The following is a 17,111-nucleotide window of genomic DNA, read 5'->3' on the forward strand; positions in this document are numbered from 1 at the left end:
AGGCCCGGGGCCATTCGGTCCCGGGCCTCTTTGCTTTTCTACGCCTGCGGCAGGGCGCAGTGGCTCAAATCGCGCAGCACCTTCTTGGCCTCGGCGATGAGGTCATGTCCGCTGGCGCCCTGGGGCACGCGGACGATGAGCTTCATGTCCGGGGTGAGCCGGTAGACGCCCTTCGAGCGCTGGACGAGGCCAGCCACCTTCGCGCCGTCCAGCAGCGCGTCCGCGCCCAGCGTCACCACCAGCCGGCCGGTGCCCACCTCCAGCGCGCGCAGCCGCAGGTCTCGCATGTCGATTTTGAGCAGCGTCAGCTCGGACAGCGAGTCCACCTCGTCCGGTGCCTCGCCGTAGCGGTCCACCAACTCGGCGCGCAAATCCGTGACTTCGTCCGGGTGGCTGGCCTGGCTGAAGCGCTTGTAGAAGAGCAGCCGCTGGTGCACGTCGCTGACGTAGTCGTCCGGGATGAGCGCCGGCATGGGCAGCGTCACGTCCGGCTCCACCTGCACGCGCGGCGGCTGGCCCTGCATCTCCGCCACCGCTTCTTCCAGAAGCTGCGCGTACATGTCGAAGCCAATCTCCGCAATCGCCCCCGATTGCTTGTCGCCCAGCAGGTTGCCCGCGCCGCGAATCTCCAAATCGTGCGAGGCGATGGAGAAGCCAGCGCCCAGCTCGGTGAAGTTCTGGAGGACTTCCAGGCGCCGCTGCGCGTCCTTCGTCACCGCGCGCCGCGAGGGCACCAGCAGGTACGCGTACGCGCGCTCCTTGCTGCGGCCCACGCGCCCGCGGAGCTGGTAGAGCTGCGCGAGGCCGAACTGGTCCGCGCGGTTCACAATCATCGTGTTGGCGCTGGAGATGTCGATGCCGCTCTCGATGATGGAGGTGCACAGGAGCACGTGGTGCTTGCGCTCGGTGAAGGCCAGCATGACCTTCTCCAATTGCCCCTCGCCCATCTGCCCGTGCGCCACGCCGATGCTCAGGTGCGGCACCAGCGTCTTGAGCTGCTGCTCCATGGAGGGCAGGGACTCCACGCGGTTGTGCACGAAGAACACCTGGCCGCCGCGCCCCACCTCGCGCTCGATGGCCTCCTTGACGACGGCCTCGTCGTACTTCATGACGAAGGTGCGGATGGCGCGGCGGTCCTCCGGCGGCGTGGCGATGATGCTCATGTCGCGCACGCCGGACATGCTCATGTGCAGCGTGCGGGGAATGGGCGTCGCCGTCAGCGTGAGCACGTCAATCTGGGAGCGCCACTTCTTCAGCGCCTCCTTCTGCTTCACGCCGAAGCGCTGCTCCTCGTCGACAATCATCAGGCCCAGTTCCTTGAAGGCCACGTCACCGCCGAGCAGCTTGTGCGTGCCGATGAGGATGTCGACCTTGCCGTCCTTGGCGCGCTTGAGGATTTCGCGCACCTCCGGCGCCTTCTTCATGCCGGAGATGACCTCCACCGTGACGGGGTAGTCCTTGAAGCGCTTCTTGAAGGAGAGGAAGTGCTGCTGCGCGAGCACGGTGGTGGGCACCAGCACCGCCACCTGCTTGCGGTCCAGCGCGGCCTTGAAGGCGGCGCGCATGGCCACCTCCGTCTTGCCGTAGCCCACGTCGCCGCAGACGAGCCGGTCCATGGGCTGCGCCTTCTGCATGTCCGCCAGCACGTCCTCAATCGCCTTGGCCTGGTCCGGCGTCTCCTCGAACTCGAAGTCCGCCTCGAACTGGGCGAAGTACCGGTCCGGCGCACTGAAGGCATGGCCCGGGTGCGCCTTGCGCGCGGCGGCAATCTGCAGCAGCTCCGCCGCCATCTTGAGGAGCTGCTCCTTGACGCGCTTCTTCGTCTTCTCCCAGCTCGTGGTGCCCAGCTTGTCGAGCTGCACCTTTTCCGGGTCACCGCCGGAGAACTTCTGGATGAGCCGCATGCGGCCCACCGGCAGGTAGATTTTGTCGCGCCCCGCGTACTCGAGGACGAGGAAGTCCCCGGGCACGCCATTCACCTCCATCTTCGTCAGACCCGCGTAGCGGCCGATGCCGAAGTCGGTGTGGACGATGAGGTCGCCTTCCTTCAAGTCTCCAAAGCCGGAGGCGAACGCGTCCAGCTTCTTGCTGCGCTTGGGACGCCTGCGCGCGCGGACGCCGAAGATTTCCTCGTCCGCCAGCACGGCCAGCCCGCCCGCGCCGTCCACGAAGCCCTGGCTCACCTCGCCCGTGAAGAGGTGCACCCAGACGGACGGCTCGTACAGCTTCGACGCGTCCGCCAGGGCCTCGGTGTGCACCTTCACCATGACGTTGCGGTCCAGCAAGAGCCGCTTGAGCCGGTCCGCCTGGCTCAGCGTGCCGCACGCCACCGCGCACGCCACGCGCATGTCGCGCCAGCGCTGGAGCCGCTCCACCAACGGGCTGAGCGCGCCCTCCTCGCCGTGGTGCGCCAGAATCGCCTCGCGCAAATCCTGGGTACCGCCGAAGTTGAAGAGGACGGGCGGCTTGTCGGACTGCGCCAGCGACAGGCCGCCACCCTCCACCACGCGGAAGGCGCCCAGCCGCTCATTCACCGCGTCGCGCGTGAGGAAGTGCTCGGCGGGGGGGCACACCAGGTCCTGCCGCTCCTGGGCCGCCGTGAAGGAGCGCTCCAGCTCCGACCACAATTCGTCCACCGCGCGGTCCACGCCCAGCGGGTCGTCCACGTAGAAGACGGGGGACTCCTTGCTCCACGTGCGCAGGAAGTCGAACACCGTGGACAGGCCGCCCTCGAAGAGGCCAGGCAGGAGCCCCTCCAGGCCGAAGCCGGGCAGGCCCTCGCGCAGCGCCTCCAGCCGCTCGCGCAACTGGATGGTGGGCAGGTTGATGCGGTCCGCCACCGCGCGGGCGGCGGCCTCGGCGCGCGGGCGCGTCTCCTCGGTGAGGATGACCTCGCGCGCGGGCACCAGCGACACTTCCTTCAGCGAGTCCACCGTGCGCTGCGACTGCGGGTCGAAGGCGCGGATGGACTCAATCGTGTCGCCGAAGAACTCCAGGCGCACCGGCTTGTCGTAGAGCGGGCTGAAGACGTCCAGCAGGCCGCCGCGCACGGAGAACGTGCCCACGTCCTCCACCAGCGGGCTGTTCTGGTAGCCCATGCGCGCCAGCTTCAGCGCCAGGGTGTCGCGGTCGAAGTCCTGCCCCACCGCCACGCGCTCCGCCAGCGACGTCATCACTGCCAGCGGCATCACGCGGCGGTACAGCGCGCGCGCGGACAGCACCAGCGCGGGGAAGCGCGTGCCCTGGCCCAGGTGGAAGAGCGCGCCCAGCCGCTCGGTGACGGTGCGCGTGTCGGGGGACAGTTCGTCGAAGGGCAGCAGCTCGTCCGCGGGCAGCCGCAGCACGCGCGGCTCCAGCAGGGTGCCGGTGCCTCCCAGGAAGAAGGCCAGGTCGGCGGCCAGGGCGTCGGCCGACTCCTCGTCCACCGCCACGCAGACGAGCGGCGCCTTCGCGGCCCGGTGCAGCCGCGCGAGCACGTGGCCGCGCGCGGCGCCCTTCATTCCCTGCGTCCGCACGCGGCGGCCGGGTTGGAGCGAGTCGAGGAGTGGGGCGAGCGGGTCTGCCGCCGGAGGCACACGCGCCGCCTCGGCATCGAACGTCTGGGAGAAGGGAGGAGTGTCCATGAGTGGACCCTGAGGGCCCCCGGGTAATTAGGGGCCTGCCTGGGCCAAAGCAATGACAGAGCGCGTCGCCTGTCGTGTCACCGGGGACTACACCGGCCGGCAGGTTCGGTCCGGCACGCTTCGGCCACCCCTGGGGCCGGTTGGCCGCCCCTCCACCGGTGGGGCTAGGCTGCCTCTCCAACGGGCATCGATGGGGGGTGCCGCTCCAACCATGCAATCTGTCCGTGGGAGCAACAAGCGCCCGGGTAGCGGGTCTCCAATCCCGCCGTCCGAGGCTGTCGTCGTGCTGCGCAGCGTCCGCTCCGCGGTGGGGGGCATCCTCGACTTCGAGTGCGTCTCCGCCAACATGTACGCGGAGCGGTGGCTCGGCCGTGAAGACCACCCGCTGGTGCGCCAGCGGCTCTCGGACGAGGCTCCGTGGGTGACCGAGTGCGGCCTGTTCGCCGTGTGCGTCCGCGTGGCCGTGCGCCGCGAGCCCGAGGCGACGCGGCTGTCGCGCAAGTCCCCCGTGGGCATGGTGTGGCTCCAGGCGCGCGTGTCCCCGTGGGAGGACGGTGTCGTCCTCTTCCTGGAGGACCTCACCGAGCGCATGGCCGCGGAGGAGGCGCTGCGCAGGGACCACGATTTGCTCCACGCCGTCATCGAGAGCGCCACCGACGCCGTCTACGTGAAGGACCTGGACGGCCGCTACGTGCTCATCAACCCCGCCACCGCGCGCGCCTTCAACCGCAATCCGAAGGACATCCTCGGGCGCACGGACGCGGAGCTGTTGGGGCCGGACGCCGCGCTGGCCACGCTGGCTCATGACCGCGCGGTGGCCGAGTCCGGAGAGACGGCCACCTACGAGGACCCCGAGGGCGGTCCCGGCACGGACTGCGTCTGGCAGACGACGAAGGGCGTGCTGCGCCGGAGCGACGGCACCACCTACGGCCTCTTCGGCATCAGCCGCGACGTCACCGCGCGGCGCCGCCTGGAGCTGGAGCGCGAGGAGGAGGCCCGCTTCCAGGAGCGCTTCATCGGCGTGCTGGGCCACGATTTGGGCAACCCGCTGGCCGCGGTGCGCCTGTCTGCCGCGGCCCTGCTCGCGCGAGACACGCTGACGCCGGACGTGCGCCGCGTGGTGGAGCGCATCGACGGGAGCGCCGGGCGCATGGCGCGGCTGGTGCGGCAGCTGCTGGACTTCACCCGGGCGCGCATGGCCGGCGGCATCCCCCTGCGCCCGCGCGAGGTGTCCCTGGAGGAGGTGTGCCGCCGCATCATCGCCGAGCTGGAGCCCGTCCACCCGCAGCGCGGCATCCAGCTGGAGGTGCAGGGCGACTCGAGTGGCGTCTGGGACGAGGAGCGGCTGGGGCAGGTGCTGTCCAACCTGGTGGGCAATGCCCTGCAGCACAGCCCGGAGGGCACGCAGGTGCGGGTGCGTCTGGACGCCCCGGACGGGCACTTCCAGCGGCTGGAGGTGCACAACGGCGGGTCGCCCATCCCGGACTCGCTACGCCCGCGCCTCTTCGCGCCCTTCCACCGCGCGCCGCACGAGCCGGGGCAGCCGAAGCCCCAGCACCACGGGCTGGGCCTGGGCCTCTACATCGTTTCGCAAATCGTCACCGCCCACGGCGGCTGGGTGGACGTGGCTTCGTCGGTGGACACCGGCACCTGCTTCTCGGTGACGCTGCCCCGCGTGGCCCGGCCTCCTCCAGGAGCCCGTTAGCGGGAGCCGAACCTCAGGCCCGCGCTGACGCGGAGCACGTCTTCCAGCCCGCCCGGGTCCACCATTTCCAGGGCGGCGCGCTGGGCCAGGTCGGAGTAGCGGGCGCGGTACTCCTCCTCGTCCTCCTCGTCGTCGTCCTTGCCGCCCTTCTTGTCGTCACCGCCGCCCTTGCCGCCCCCTCCACCCCCGCCGCCGCCCTTGCCGTCCTTGTGCAGCACGGACAGCGGCTCCGGCCGGGACAGGCCCTGCTCGATGCGCACGGAGGACAGTGCGTCCGCGCGCAGCGAGGCAAACAGGCTGGCCATGGATGCGCAGAACACGAGGGCGACGGTGAGGTTCTTCATGGGCGGCTCCAATTCTCACCCCTCATGACGCGCGGCCGCGGCCGGAAATTCAAGCCGGCTACTTCGCCTTCATTGTGCGGATGTGTCGCACCAGGCCGTCAATCTGCTCGGCGGTGAGCTTGTCCTTGTAGGCCTTCATCTTCTTGTTCTTGGACGAGCCCTCGGTGATGACCTCGCGGAGCTCCTCGTCCGACTCGGCCTTCTGCCAGGCAGGCGAGGTGAAGTCGTCGATGGACTCCTTCTGGCCCATCTTCGTCTGCGCCTTGCCGTCCTCGCCGTGGCAGGACTTGCACCTGGCCTTCCAGACGTCGGCGCTGTCCTCCGCGTAGGCACTCGTGGCCAGGCTGAGGGCCATCACCAGGGCGAACCGCTTCATCATCGTTGCTGTCTCCTCGAGAACGGAGGGGGTGGCGGCACGGGGACGGGGAAGGCTGGCCCGGAATTCAGGGGCACCCGTCCTGGCCCGCGTGGTTGTAGCACTCCACCACCTTCAGGGAGCGCGTCAGCGCGTTCACGACGAAGACCTGGTCCACCTTGTAGCCGCTGCCCGTGTCGGAGCGGAGCTTGAGCGAGCCCGCCGTGGGGGCCGGGTTGGCAGTGCTGCACGTCGTCGTGCCCTGCTTGGCCACCACCGCGCCGGATTCACCGCCCAGGAAGCACAGGCCCGCCAGGCTGCTGGCGTCCATGTTGGAGGGCACAGGCACCGTGGGCCCCGTCACGGCGCAGGTGCAGCCGCCCGCGCCGCAGGCGTTCGTCAGGCAGGCGTTGAGGGGGCACTGCGCGCCCCAGGTGTCCCCGGCGGCGCAGTCCAATTGCTCCCAGCGCAGCGCCGGGCCCCGCCGCCCGCTCTCGTCGCTCGCGGTGACGATGGACAGCCGCACCGGCTGGCGGGTGCGGCGCGCCTGCTGCCGTGCCTCGAGCGTCTGTTGGTAGATGGCGCGCTGGGCGCCGCTGACGCGCCGGTTGTTGACGACGCCCTGGAGACTGGGGATGGCCAGCGCCAGCAGGACGCCGAGGATGGCCACGGCCGCCATGAGCTCCAGCAGGGTCATGCCACGATGAAAGGCCCGCATGGTCAGCCTCCAGAAAGGGCGAAGTTGCGCGGGGAGATGCGCTGGATGACGTGCCGCCGCTTGTAGCCGTCCACGGGGTTTCCCTCCGAGTCCGTCGTCGAGCCGTTGGCGCCGCGGAGCACCGCGTCCACGTCCGGCTGTTGCGTGCGCGCGGTGATGAGCAGCTCCACCAGCCGGACGCGGCGCATCAGCTCGTCGCGTGCGCTGCCCGGCCCCGTCTCGTTGGCGCCCATGGTGCCCGCGTCTCCCGGTATCTTGGACCAGCACGCGAGGTTGGTGCACGTGTCCACGGCCGGCCGGCCCGCTGCCGGGTCCGGGAAGAAGTCGACGTCGTCGTTGGGGTCGTTCGGGTCATACAGCCCGAGCCGCACCTTGATGCGCTCGATGTCCGTGGCCAGGGCCTGGTAGGTGGCGGGGCCGGCGGACCCGTCCGGGTCCACCTCCAGCACCGGCCGGCCCGTCTTCCAGTTGACCCGGTAGGCGAGCACGTTCAGGGGAATCAGCATGGAGTTGCTGGAGTCGTAGACGCCCGCCGCCTGGGTGGGAGAGGAGCAGTCGCTGCCCGCGGGCAGCGCGGGCAGGCCCGGTGCTCCGGCCGTCCAGGCGATGGTCTTGTTGGCGAGGTCTCGGCCAGCTCCCACCACGCCGACGCAGGCCGTTTGCGCCTCGGCGTTGGCCACCACCGCGAGCGTGTTGGCGGGGATTCCTCCGTCCGCCAGGTTGGTGCCGCACAGGTTGGTTCCATCCCAGACCTTGGCGCCACAGTTGGTGGTGAGCTGCATCGCACGGGACGTGTCCGCGTCCCAGATTTCCACCGCGTCCGAGACGAGGGTGGCGTAGACGCCCGTGGGCGCCGCGAAGGTGGAGTCCCCCGAGAAGGTGGCGTTGGTGGTCACCCATACCGCGTAGCGCTGGTCCACCTGGGCGCCGTTGCCGCCCACGTTGAGCCGGGCCCGGCCGAAGCCCGCGCCCGCCCGCTGCAAGGGGGGGACGAGCAGGTCGCGAGCGGCGCGGCTCGCGTTCTGCGTCTCCATGGTGCGCTCTTCCAGCAGGCCGCGCCGCTGGAGGTAGACGCCCGCGGTGATGGCTCCGGCGAGCACCAGCAGCGACAGGCTGCTGGCAATCATCACCTCGAGGAGGGTGAAGCCCCGGGGGGCGGATGCAAGTGGCTGTCTCATTGGGTCATCCGGGTCTGCAGGGCCACCGCGCGCCGCGTGGGGGCGCCCACGCCGGTCAGCGTCGGGTCCAGCCAGCTCACCACCACGCGCACGTTGATGACCTGGATGAGCTGCTGGCCGTTGACGACGCGGTCCACCGCGGGGCTGCCCCGCGCGACGCCCTCGAAGGCGCCTCCCGGGCCCGGGTCCACGTCCACGGCGACGTCGAACTGCAGCCGCGGCTGGCCGGGGGCCGGGGCCGTCGTCTGGGGCTGGCCGTCCGCGGCCCAGTACCAGGAAGGGCGCGGGAGGCCGTCCAGCGCCTGGATGTTGCCGCACAGGGGGTTGGGCGCCACGCCCGTGCAGCCCATGGCGACGATGCGCTCCAGCTCCCGCTCCGCGATGATGCTCGCCTGCGCCTGGATGAGGTTGCGGCGGTTCTGCCGGGAGGAGGCGAGCACCGTGAGCGACACCGCGAGGATGCCCACCACCAGTACCACCATGGTGGCCATGGCCTCCATCAGCGTCGCCCCCCGGCGCCCGCCCGCCCTCCGTTGCTGCGTTCTGCTCACGGAATCACCTCACGGATGTTGCTGTCGGGGCGGACATCCCAGATGAGCGTCCGCGACGTGTTGCCTCCCGAACTCCCCGTGGGCGGGTCCAGCGTCCCCGTGCCGAGCTCGATGCGCGCGTTGTTGTTGGGCCGGATGAAGACGCGCTTGCCGACGACGACCGGCGGGCTGAACACGTGGTCGTTCAGCACGGTGCCGCTGCCGGGCATTGCCGCGCCGTTGTTCCGATTGAACGCGTAGATGATGCCGCTGGTGTCGTCGCTCACGCTGCAGACATCCGCGCGCGTGCCCACGGCGGTGGCCGTGGTGACGGTCTCCTCCTGCATGACCAGGCCGCCCCAGACGGACTGACCCGAGGCCAGCTTCTGCACCCACAGCTGCTGCACGGTGCAGCTGGGCGTCAGCGGGTTGGCGTCGCGGAAGGCCATGACGTGGTAGCTGCGCGGAGTGGCGGCCAGGTCGTCCGCGTCCACGTCGGAGTCCGGGTTGTTGCCCGTGCCGAAGTAGATGTCGACGGTGGCGTTGGTGCCCGAGCGGTTCGTCCGCAGCGACAGGTTCGAGTAGATGCGCTGGCTGGTCGCGTCGTCCACGATGGCGGTGTTGGCGTACTTGGCCTTCTGCGCGTCCGCGATGACGCACGAGCTGATGGCCTTGCCGTAGTCGCGCGTCGCGTCCACGTCGCGCAGGTTGACCTTGTAGACCTTGCCCGAGGTGGACGGCACGTAGATGACGTCGTAGCTGCCGTCGCCGTCCACGTCCACGGCCGAGGGGCTGCCGCCGATGCCCTGGTTGTGGTCCTTCGCGGGGTCCGTGCCGAGCGTGACGACGCCCGTCAGGCGCTGCTTCATGCCGTTGCCGTGGTTCGCCATGATGGGCTGACCCGTCTTCACGTCGATGAGGTAGAGCGTGCCGGCGGTGTCCGTGCGCGGCGTGAAGTCCGTGGCGAAGGCCGCCACCCACTTCTTGCCGCCGCGCGTGCCGAAGTCCATGCGCAGGAGCAGCGGGTTGTGCCGCGAGCCGCGCGTGTCCGCCTTGACGGGGGCATTCGAGGGGTACGCGTTGCCGATGATTTCGCTGATGCTCGCGCAGTCGGGGTGGCTGGTGGTGCACAGCACGCCGCTGGAGTCCACCGTGTGGAACTTGTCATTGGCGATGTCGAACTCCCACATGGGCCACGGGTAGTTCGTGTTCGTGCTGCTCGGGTTGGTGACGTCGAGCGCGTAGAAGACGCTCATGTTGGGGCCCGCGGCGCTGGTCAGCACCGTCTTGGCGCCGGTGAGCTGCGTGGGGTCGGTGCTGAGCTTCCACGCGGTCGTCGACGCGGGGACGTAGCCCTTCTTGTTGTTGTAGTCGTTGGTGCCGTTGTTGTCCGGGTTGGTGTTCTGGCCCAGGTCCACGGAGGCGAAGGTGGGCGAGGCGTCCATCGTCGCGGCCGCCCGGTCCGCGCGCGGCGTGCGCACGTACGTCTCCACGTAGTTGAGCAGCATCTTCCCGGGCAGGTAGGCGAACAGCTCCGAGCCGGTGCCGTACTGGCGCGCGCCCGTGCAGGCGGCGGGGTTGCCGAGCTCGAAGTGGCCGCTGTACTCCGTCGCCGTGGTGCAGGGGTCGTTCTTCGAGTTCCACTTGCCCACGTCCACCGCGTGCAGGAAGCCCTGGTTCGTGCCGACGAAGGCCACGGCCTTGCGGCCGGCGATGGCGGGCGCGTCCTTGAAGTTCGAGCGGAACTGCGTCTTCTCCGCCTCCGTCACCCCCGTGTTCGACAGCCAGGCGGGCTCGGTGACGACGCCCACCAGGGCCGGGGTGGACAGGTTGATGGAGCCCACGGGCCAGGTGCGCCGGGGCGACAGGTCCGGGTCATTGGGGTGAAGGGAGTCGTACTTCTCCCAGCCGTAGAGCCAGTCACGCAACACGTTGCGGTCCGTGGCATTGCACAAGCCGTCGTTGTCCAGGTCGTACCGGGGCACGTTCGTGCACAGGTTGTCCGCGCCGCTGGTGGGGAAGATGTTGGCGGTGACGTTCTTGATTTCGACGCGGGTGCCACCCACGCGGCTGTAGAGCTTGCGGCTGTTCGGGTCCCCCGTGCTGATGGCGACGCGCTGCACCTCGCCGGCGTCCCAGATGGGCGGGTTGGCGGCGTCGCTGTCGGGCAGCAGGACGGTCTGGTTCGTCGGCTCGTAGAGCTTCTTCAGGTACAGGTGGCCGCGCGGGCTCATGTCCGGCCGGCCGTCCAGGATGCGCTTGGAGGGGGCCAGCGTGGCGCTCTCCACCCAGCTGCGGCCCGGCACCTCGCTCATGCCGTAGAGGGTGGCGTTGGCCACGCGGATGGGGCTCGCGCGGGCGTACTGCCCGGCCTTCTGCGCCTTGTACGAGATGTCGACGTTGGCGATGGTGGGCTGGCAGCCCTCACCGGGGCTCTCCAGGACGGCGCGCCAGCACAGCTGCGTGCCGGTGTAGCCGCGCTCCAGCAGGTTGTCGATGGAGACCGTCACGTTGTTGCGCTGGCCGGGCGGCGCCGTGGGGTTCGTGAAGGGCACGGTGACCCACTGCGGCTCTCCGGGGTTGGGCTCGAAGACGGGTGTGGTGGTGTTGCAGTTGGCCACGCAGACCTTGCAGTCCAGCGCCACCTCGTAGGTGATTTTGGGCCGTGGCTTGTAGATGCTCCCGTCCGGCTGGGTGATGTTGGGCGTGCACGCGCCGCTGTTGCCGTTCGGGTCGTAGAACGGGTGGTCCGTGACGGTGAGCGTGACGGAGGTGATGGTGTAGTCGCGGGCGACGTTCAGGTTGATGTTCGAGACGATGTCGGACTTGTAGACGCCGTTGTTCTGCTTGTTGATGAGGATGACGATGTCGTTGTACGTGCGGTTGCCGCCCGAGTTCTGGTCCTCCCAGCCGAGAATCCAGACGCGCGGGTTGTTGTCGGGCGCGCCCACGATGGTGTGCGCCGCGCGCTGGCCGTACGAGAGGATGTCCTTCTTCTGGCTGTGCTCGAAGAAGACGTGGCCATACTCGGGCGTCAACAGCCGGTCGTACGCGCCGTCATCCAGCCAGCCGGTCTGCAGTTCCTTGTCGTCGAGGACGACGGTGCCTCCCGTCTGGTGGAGGTCCATGTTGAGGAACGTCTTGGAGAAGAAGACGTTGATGTCGCCGTGGGCCCAGAGCTGGCACTGGATGCCGCCGGGCACCGGCCTCGTGATGAAGCAGGAGTCGGTGGCCTGCTCACCGTCCATCCAGCCGTAGATCTGCTCCACGTAGGTGACGAGGAAGAAGACGATTTCCTTGTTGCCCTTGATGCGGCCAATCTTCACGCGCCGGTCGTCCTCGTTGGGCGAGGCGTTGCCGTTCTTGCCCGGGATGAGGTGGCCGGTGTTGTCGAAGGCGCTGGCCTTGTAGTCGGGGATGCCGTCATAGGCGCCCGACTTGTCGAAGATGGGCCCCACCTGCGTGCCGCCGTCGGTGCTCCAGGCCATGCGCGGCTGGAGGCACTCGGAGGTGCCGGAGTTGGGGCACTTGTTCGCGTCGTCGTCGGTGGCGAGGAGGGCGATGTAGCCCAGGCCCTTGTTGCCGTTCTTCGGGTCCTTGGGCTCGAGCAGGTTGGGGATGTGCGGGAAGAGGCCCTGGTCGCTGAACCAGGAGTCCGTCTTGGTGTAACTGGAGGCCGAGTCGTTGTAGATGTTCAGCGTGCGGTTGGTGTTGGGCCAGTTGAGGTCGTACCAGACGAGGGACCGGCCCACCGCGGCGCCACCCGGCCTGGGCTGGGGGTAGCGCGTGTCGCCGTCGGGCCAGCGCCGGGGGCCTCCGGTGGCGGAGTACGTGGTGGGCTCGCTGCAGGCGCCGGTGAGCAGCTCCGGCTCGCGCAGCGTGACGGTGGTGCCGTCGGGCTTCGTATGGACGAAGTTCGGCTTGGCGGGGCACCGGGGGCTCACGCCGATATACGTGCGGGCCGGGTTGAGGTTGTAGAGGTCCTCGTGGAAGTCCGGCACGCCGCTGTTGTCGGCGTCGATGAGGGTGTCATCGTCGGTGGTCTCCGTGCCGTGCGTGTCCACGTAGCCCTTGTCGATGAGGTCCTGGTAGTAGAACCAGCCCAGCGTGTGGGAGGCGCCGTCACCCGCGCGGTCGTCCACGATGAGCGCCTCGAGGTCCTGCTCGAAGGGCAGGATGATGCGCTCGGGGTCCAGGACGACCTGGTTGGTGTTGAGGCGCAGCTTGGGCGGGGCGTCGTTGGTCAGCAGCACCGCGCTGTAGCCACCGGCGTCCGCATTGAAGTCCGGCTGGTGGTCCTCGCCGGTGGTGTCGATGCAGGTGTTGAAGTTGGCGGCGACGCCCCCATCCGTGCCGCCGTCCTGCGCGAGGACGGCGCCGGGCACGGTGAGGACCAGGGCGGTGATTAGGAACTGGCAGAGGCGCATGGCGTGTCCTTCACGGAAGGGCTTCGCGTACTGCTGAAATGGGGAGTGGGCGGCGCTCAGAAGTCGTTGGCTTCGCAGCCCGCTTCGTGGCAGGGGGGACCCTCGCCGCCGCTCGTGTTGGGCGTGATGAGGGTGCGGATGATGGAGCGGTGGGGCTGGCTTCCCGTCGGGCCGGCGACCTCGCCCACGGAGACGAGCCAGACGCGGGAGTTGGCGTCGGTCGTGCGGCTGTCGCCATCGTCGTCGTCGACGAGGAAGACGCGGTAGCGCACGCCGCCGGCGGTAGGGAAGTCGGGGATGCGCACGCCGTCCGGCCCGTTCATCTCCCGGTTGGCCCCCGAGAAGCCATCATCGATGGCCATGCCCAGCGGCGTGGTGGTGAGCGTGTAGGGCGTCCAGGGGATGACCTCGAACCAGGGCACGTTGGCGTCGCTGGGCAGGCCCGCCTCGTTGACGCGGGCGCCGAGCACGGTGCCGTTGAGGAACGGAGTGAAGACGGTGGTCGTCAGCTGCGAGCGCACCCAGTCCCGGCCCTCCGCCATGCCCGCCTGGGCGGCGAAGAAGGCCTCGCGCGCGCGGCGCTCCTGGCCCTGCAGGGCGCTCTCCGTGGAGACGGCGCGCAGGGAGATGAGCGTCGCGGCGGTGATGGCGGCGATGAGCGCGACGGCGATGAGCAGCGCGATGCCGCGCTCCGGCCGCCGGTGCCCCCGCTGCACGCTCCGCCGGCAGGCGGACAGGCTCGCGGGCACGCGCGTGTGGGACGGAAGACGAATCACGGAGGCTCCTTGCCGGACAGGCAGCGGGGAAGAGCAGGTCACTCGCTCAGCAATCCCCGGGCCCACGGCAGGAGCGCGCGAATTTCAATTGTTTCAGCCCTTTGGCACAGCCCCTGGGTGGAGGGTGACACGTGTTGAGCTGACAACCTTTGCAAGGTCCGCAAAAGTTGCGAGGCAGGACGGACAGAGTGCCGGCCGCGCAACGGGTTTCTCAGAAAATGTAAGGCATTGGATTCTCCGTGAGGCACGGAAAAGCCGGTGCTGTGTCAACCGCCGGGACGGGGCCAGAAGGGGACGGCACGGCCGGGCGGGGAGAGCCAGACGGACTGGAGGAAGCGCACCGCGTTGCGATCCGCGTCGTCGTGTTCGGTGGTGAGGGCGTGGAAGGTGACGAGCAGCGCCAGCGTGACGAGGCCCGCGCCGAGCGAGGCGGTGACAGGCCACGCGCGCCCGGGGGCTCTTGCCACCTCGCGGAACACCCACGCGGCCACGGCCATGAGCGCGGCGAGGAGCACGAGGCCCGCGGCGGGCTGGGGCACGCCGAGGAAGGCCAGCACGCCCGAGGGGAAGTAGCCCGAGTCGAGGAGCGGCAGCGCCAGCCCTCCCACGGCGTTGGAGACGTCGTCCGGGATGTAGTTGATGAAGGTGGCCGCGCCGGTGGTGAGGAGGGACGCCGCGCACAGCAGGGCGGCCACGCCGAGCGTCCACGTCCGCCCCGAGGCGCGCAGCCGCTCCAGGAAGAGGCCGGCGGGGAGCAGGAGGAAGGGGACCAGGCCGGTGAGGTGGCGCGGCCCCGTCGTCCAACCCCAGGAGTCGTAGGAGAAGGACGACGTGAAGTACGTGTAGCCCACCATCAGCGCCACGCCCATCCACGCCACCGCGCGCCCCTCGGGCGAGGCTCCGGCGCGGCGTTTGAGCAGCACCAGTCCCGGCAGGGCGAGCAGCAGGAAGGGGGCCAGGGTGAAGAGGCCGCGCAGGGGCGAGAAGAAGGACAGGACGAAGGCGCGCGGGTCCGGGGTGCGGATGCCGAGGAAGCCGCCCAGGTGCCACGGCTGGTAGGCCGCGTCGTTGAGGTACTTGTAGCCCGTCGTCAGCGGGTGGCCGAAGGCGGCCTGGTGGTAGAGGGCCAGCGCCACCACGAAGGGCAGGGCGCCCAGCGTGGCGAGGCCGGCGGCGCGGCCCAGGCGCTTCAGGCGCTCTGGCATGGGGCCGGACTGGAAGAGGACGGTGAGCGCCGCGTACAGCACGAGGCCCGCCACGCCGAGCGCGCCGGTGTACTCGGCGGCCACGGTGGTTCCGGCCCAGGCGCCCGCGACGAGGTAGCCGCGCTCGCGCCAGTCGCCGCGCGCGCAGCGCCACAGCGCGTAGAAGCCGGCGAAGAGGAGCACCGCCGTCGTCTGGTGGCTCATGAAGAGCAGCGAGTAGCTGAAGGCCAGCGAGCCCAGGCCGTACGTCACCGTGAGGACGTCCGCCACGGGCGCTTCCAGGTGCGCGCGCAGGTAGCGGCGCAGGAGCCACAGCATGCCCAGCGTGGGCAGCACGGTGAGGAAGAGGCGCGAGAAGAAGACGAGCGGTACTTCCGGCACGGAGTCGCGGTGGCCGCCGCCCACGGCGCGCAGCGTGGCGTACAGCGGCACGGCGGCGAAGGACAGGAGCGGCGCCTTGCTGGGGTAGTACTTCCCGTCCTTCACGGACAAGTCGCCGACGTAGCCGTAGTCGCGCAGCGCGCCGTTGATGTCGAGCGTGCCATACTCCACCAGCGCGCGCGTCTGCCACAGCCGGCACAGCTCGTTGGGCGAGCGCAGGCCCGGGTGGTACGGGAAGAGCAGCACGTACAGCGCCACCAGCACGGCCCACACGGCGCGCGGCGCTCCGGTCGCCTGCGACACGGGACGCTCGGAAGGAGTGGAGGGCGCCTCCGCCGGTGAGGACGCGTGGGCGGCGTCAGGCCGAGGGGCGGCGCTCATGGACGCGGACTCCTCACGCATCGCCCCCGGTGACGCGGGCCACGGCGAAGAGGCTCATGCCCACGGGGAGCTTCACGCGGGACTCCGCCTGGGCGAGCAGCGGCGCCAGCGTGTCGTATAGCTTGAGCTGCAGCTTGGGCACCGCGCGGCGGCGCAACAGGCGGCTGTTGACGAACCAGCCCGGCAGGCCGGCGAGGTTCATCCACTCCAGCTTCTCCACCGCGAAGCCGTTCTCCTCCAGCACCGCGCGCAGCGTGGCGGGCGTGTAGCGGCGGTGGTGGCCCACCGCCTCGTCGATGGCGCCGAAGAGCTGCGGCAGCGCCGGCACGAGGATGACCACCCGCCCGCCCGGCGACAGAATCTGCCGGAAGCGCCGCACCGCCGAGGCGTCGTCGGGGATGTGCTCCAGCACGTTGGAGAGGACGATGGTGTCCAGGCGCTCGGCCTGGAGGGACTCCCAGTCCGCCAGCGCCACGTCGGACAGGTAGGGCCGCACGTGGGGCTTGCCGCGGAAGAGGTTCTTCAGGCGGTCCACGTAGAAGCGGTCCACCTCCAGCGCGATGAGCAGCTCGAGGCCCGCTTCCAGCTCGCGCGTAATCGTGCCGATGCCGGCGCCAATCTCCAGCACGCGGCGGCCCAGGTGCTCGCGGAAGCGGCGGCCCAGCCACTGGTTGTAGTGGGTGGCGCCGTCCATGCGCTCCAGCGTGGTGTAGCCCTCGTGCTGGTTGTCCGCGTCGTCGCGCACGGTGGCGTAGCGCAGCAGCGTGCGCAGCCGGGAGACATTGGCGGCGCGCGGGCGGCGCGGCACCACCGGCACGGGCGGCAGGTCCACCTCGGTGAGGCGGAAGAGCTGCGCGGCCAGCTTCACCACCAGCTCCGCGTCCACCGCGTCGTCGTCGCTGGTGAGGGTGACGGAGCGCAGCGCGTCCGTGCGGAAGGCGCGCAGGCCGGTGAGCGGGTCCTTCAGCGCCACGTCGGTGACGAAGCGGGTGACGCGTCCCAGGGCGCGGTCCGCGAGCAGCTGCGGCGCCAGGCCCTGCACGGTGCGGCGGCCGAACACGGCGTCCGCGGTGTTCGCGCGGATGGGGCGCACCAGCGTGTCGTACACGTCCGGGGACCAGGCGGTGTCCGGGTCCTGCACCACCGTCACCTCGCCCGTCACCCGCGCCAGCGCGGCGCGGAGGGCCGTCCCCTTGCCTCCCTGCACGGGGAGCACGTGCAGGTGGGGGCCAGGCGTCACCTCGACGGGGCCCTCGCCCGCCAGCACCACCTCCGCATTCCGTGACAGCTCTCGCGCGAAGCGAGCGGCGGTGTCGGCATTGCGGGCGGTGTAGGGCAGGACGAAGGAGAGCGAGGGATTCACGCGGCGCTCAGTAGCACAGGCTGTCAGGACGCGCGCGTTCATGTCCTACCGGGCCCGCGAAGATGAGTGGATGGAGGGCATCCAGGCAGCAGTGGAACGATGGACAACCCGGCGTGGAAACGGCA

At 70.0% G+C, this 17,111-nt stretch carries 11 protein-coding genes; 1 reads left to right on the plus strand and 10 read right to left on the minus strand.

All coding sequences use genetic code 11. From position 1 onward, the window contains the following. Nucleotides 1–38: 38 nt before the first annotated feature. The gene (gene mfd, locus ACVTJA_RS07620; protein ID WP_465835082.1) at nucleotides 39–3,623 is read right to left on the minus strand and encodes a transcription-repair coupling factor; all 3,585 of its coding nucleotides are present in this window, start codon (nucleotides 3,621–3,623) and stop codon (nucleotides 39–41) included. A 283-nt stretch (nucleotides 3,624–3,906) separates the two neighbouring features. Here mfd and ACVTJA_RS07625 point away from each other — a divergent pair, with 283 nt between their 5' ends. After that, nucleotides 3,907–5,328 (plus strand): sensor histidine kinase, encoded by a 1,422-nt coding sequence (locus tag ACVTJA_RS07625; RefSeq protein WP_465835084.1) that lies wholly within the window; start codon nucleotides 3,907–3,909, stop codon nucleotides 5,326–5,328. On the opposite strand, the gene ACVTJA_RS07630 is transcribed toward ACVTJA_RS07625, so the two are convergent. From ACVTJA_RS07630 to ACVTJA_RS07670, 9 genes are all read right to left on the minus strand, one after another. Next, nucleotides 5,325–5,672 carry a hypothetical protein gene (locus tag ACVTJA_RS07630; protein ID WP_465835086.1) on the minus strand — a complete coding sequence of 116 codons (348 nt, stop codon included), beginning with the start codon at nucleotides 5,670–5,672 and terminating at the stop codon, nucleotides 5,325–5,327. The two genes, ACVTJA_RS07625 and ACVTJA_RS07630, sit on opposite strands and share 4 nt — an antisense overlap. Nucleotides 5,673–5,730: 58 nt before the next feature. After that, the gene (locus ACVTJA_RS07635) at nucleotides 5,731–6,051 is read right to left on the minus strand and encodes a c-type cytochrome (protein ID WP_465835088.1); all 321 of its coding nucleotides are present in this window, start codon (nucleotides 6,049–6,051) and stop codon (nucleotides 5,731–5,733) included. Between the two features lie 64 nt (nucleotides 6,052–6,115). Then, nucleotides 6,116–6,745, minus strand: coding sequence for a pilus assembly FimT family protein (locus ACVTJA_RS07640; RefSeq protein WP_465835089.1), 630 nt, complete (start codon nucleotides 6,743–6,745; stop codon nucleotides 6,116–6,118). 2 nt (nucleotides 6,746–6,747) lie between these two features. Further along, entirely contained in the window at nucleotides 6,748–7,923 is a 1,176-nt protein-coding gene (locus ACVTJA_RS07645) for a PilW family protein (RefSeq protein WP_465835091.1), read from the minus strand. After that, nucleotides 7,920–8,474: a type IV pilus modification PilV family protein gene (locus ACVTJA_RS07650; protein WP_465835093.1), complete on the minus strand. Its 555-nt coding sequence runs from the start codon at nucleotides 8,472–8,474 to the stop codon at nucleotides 7,920–7,922. The genes ACVTJA_RS07645 and ACVTJA_RS07650 overlap by 4 nt, the downstream gene beginning before the upstream one ends. After that, nucleotides 8,471–12,880, minus strand: a complete 4,410-nt coding sequence (locus ACVTJA_RS07655) for a pilus assembly protein (protein ID WP_465835094.1) — start codon at nucleotides 12,878–12,880, stop codon at nucleotides 8,471–8,473. Before ACVTJA_RS07655 ends, ACVTJA_RS07650 begins: the two co-directional genes overlap by 4 nt. 56 nt (nucleotides 12,881–12,936) lie before the next feature. Beyond that, nucleotides 12,937–13,656, minus strand: coding sequence for a hypothetical protein (locus tag ACVTJA_RS07660; RefSeq protein ID WP_465835095.1), 720 nt, complete (start codon nucleotides 13,654–13,656; stop codon nucleotides 12,937–12,939). Nucleotides 13,657–13,922: 266 nt separating this feature from the next. Next, complete coding sequence (locus ACVTJA_RS07665) at nucleotides 13,923–15,623, minus strand: hypothetical protein (RefSeq protein WP_465835096.1); 1,701 nt, start codon at nucleotides 15,621–15,623, stop codon at nucleotides 13,923–13,925. 13 nt (nucleotides 15,624–15,636) lie between these two features. Then, entirely contained in the window at nucleotides 15,637–16,986 is a 1,350-nt protein-coding gene (locus tag ACVTJA_RS07670) for a methyltransferase domain-containing protein (protein WP_465835097.1), read from the minus strand. Nucleotides 16,987–17,111: the final 125 nt, after the last annotated feature.

It is taken from the genome of Pyxidicoccus sp. M6 (assembly GCF_055568925.1).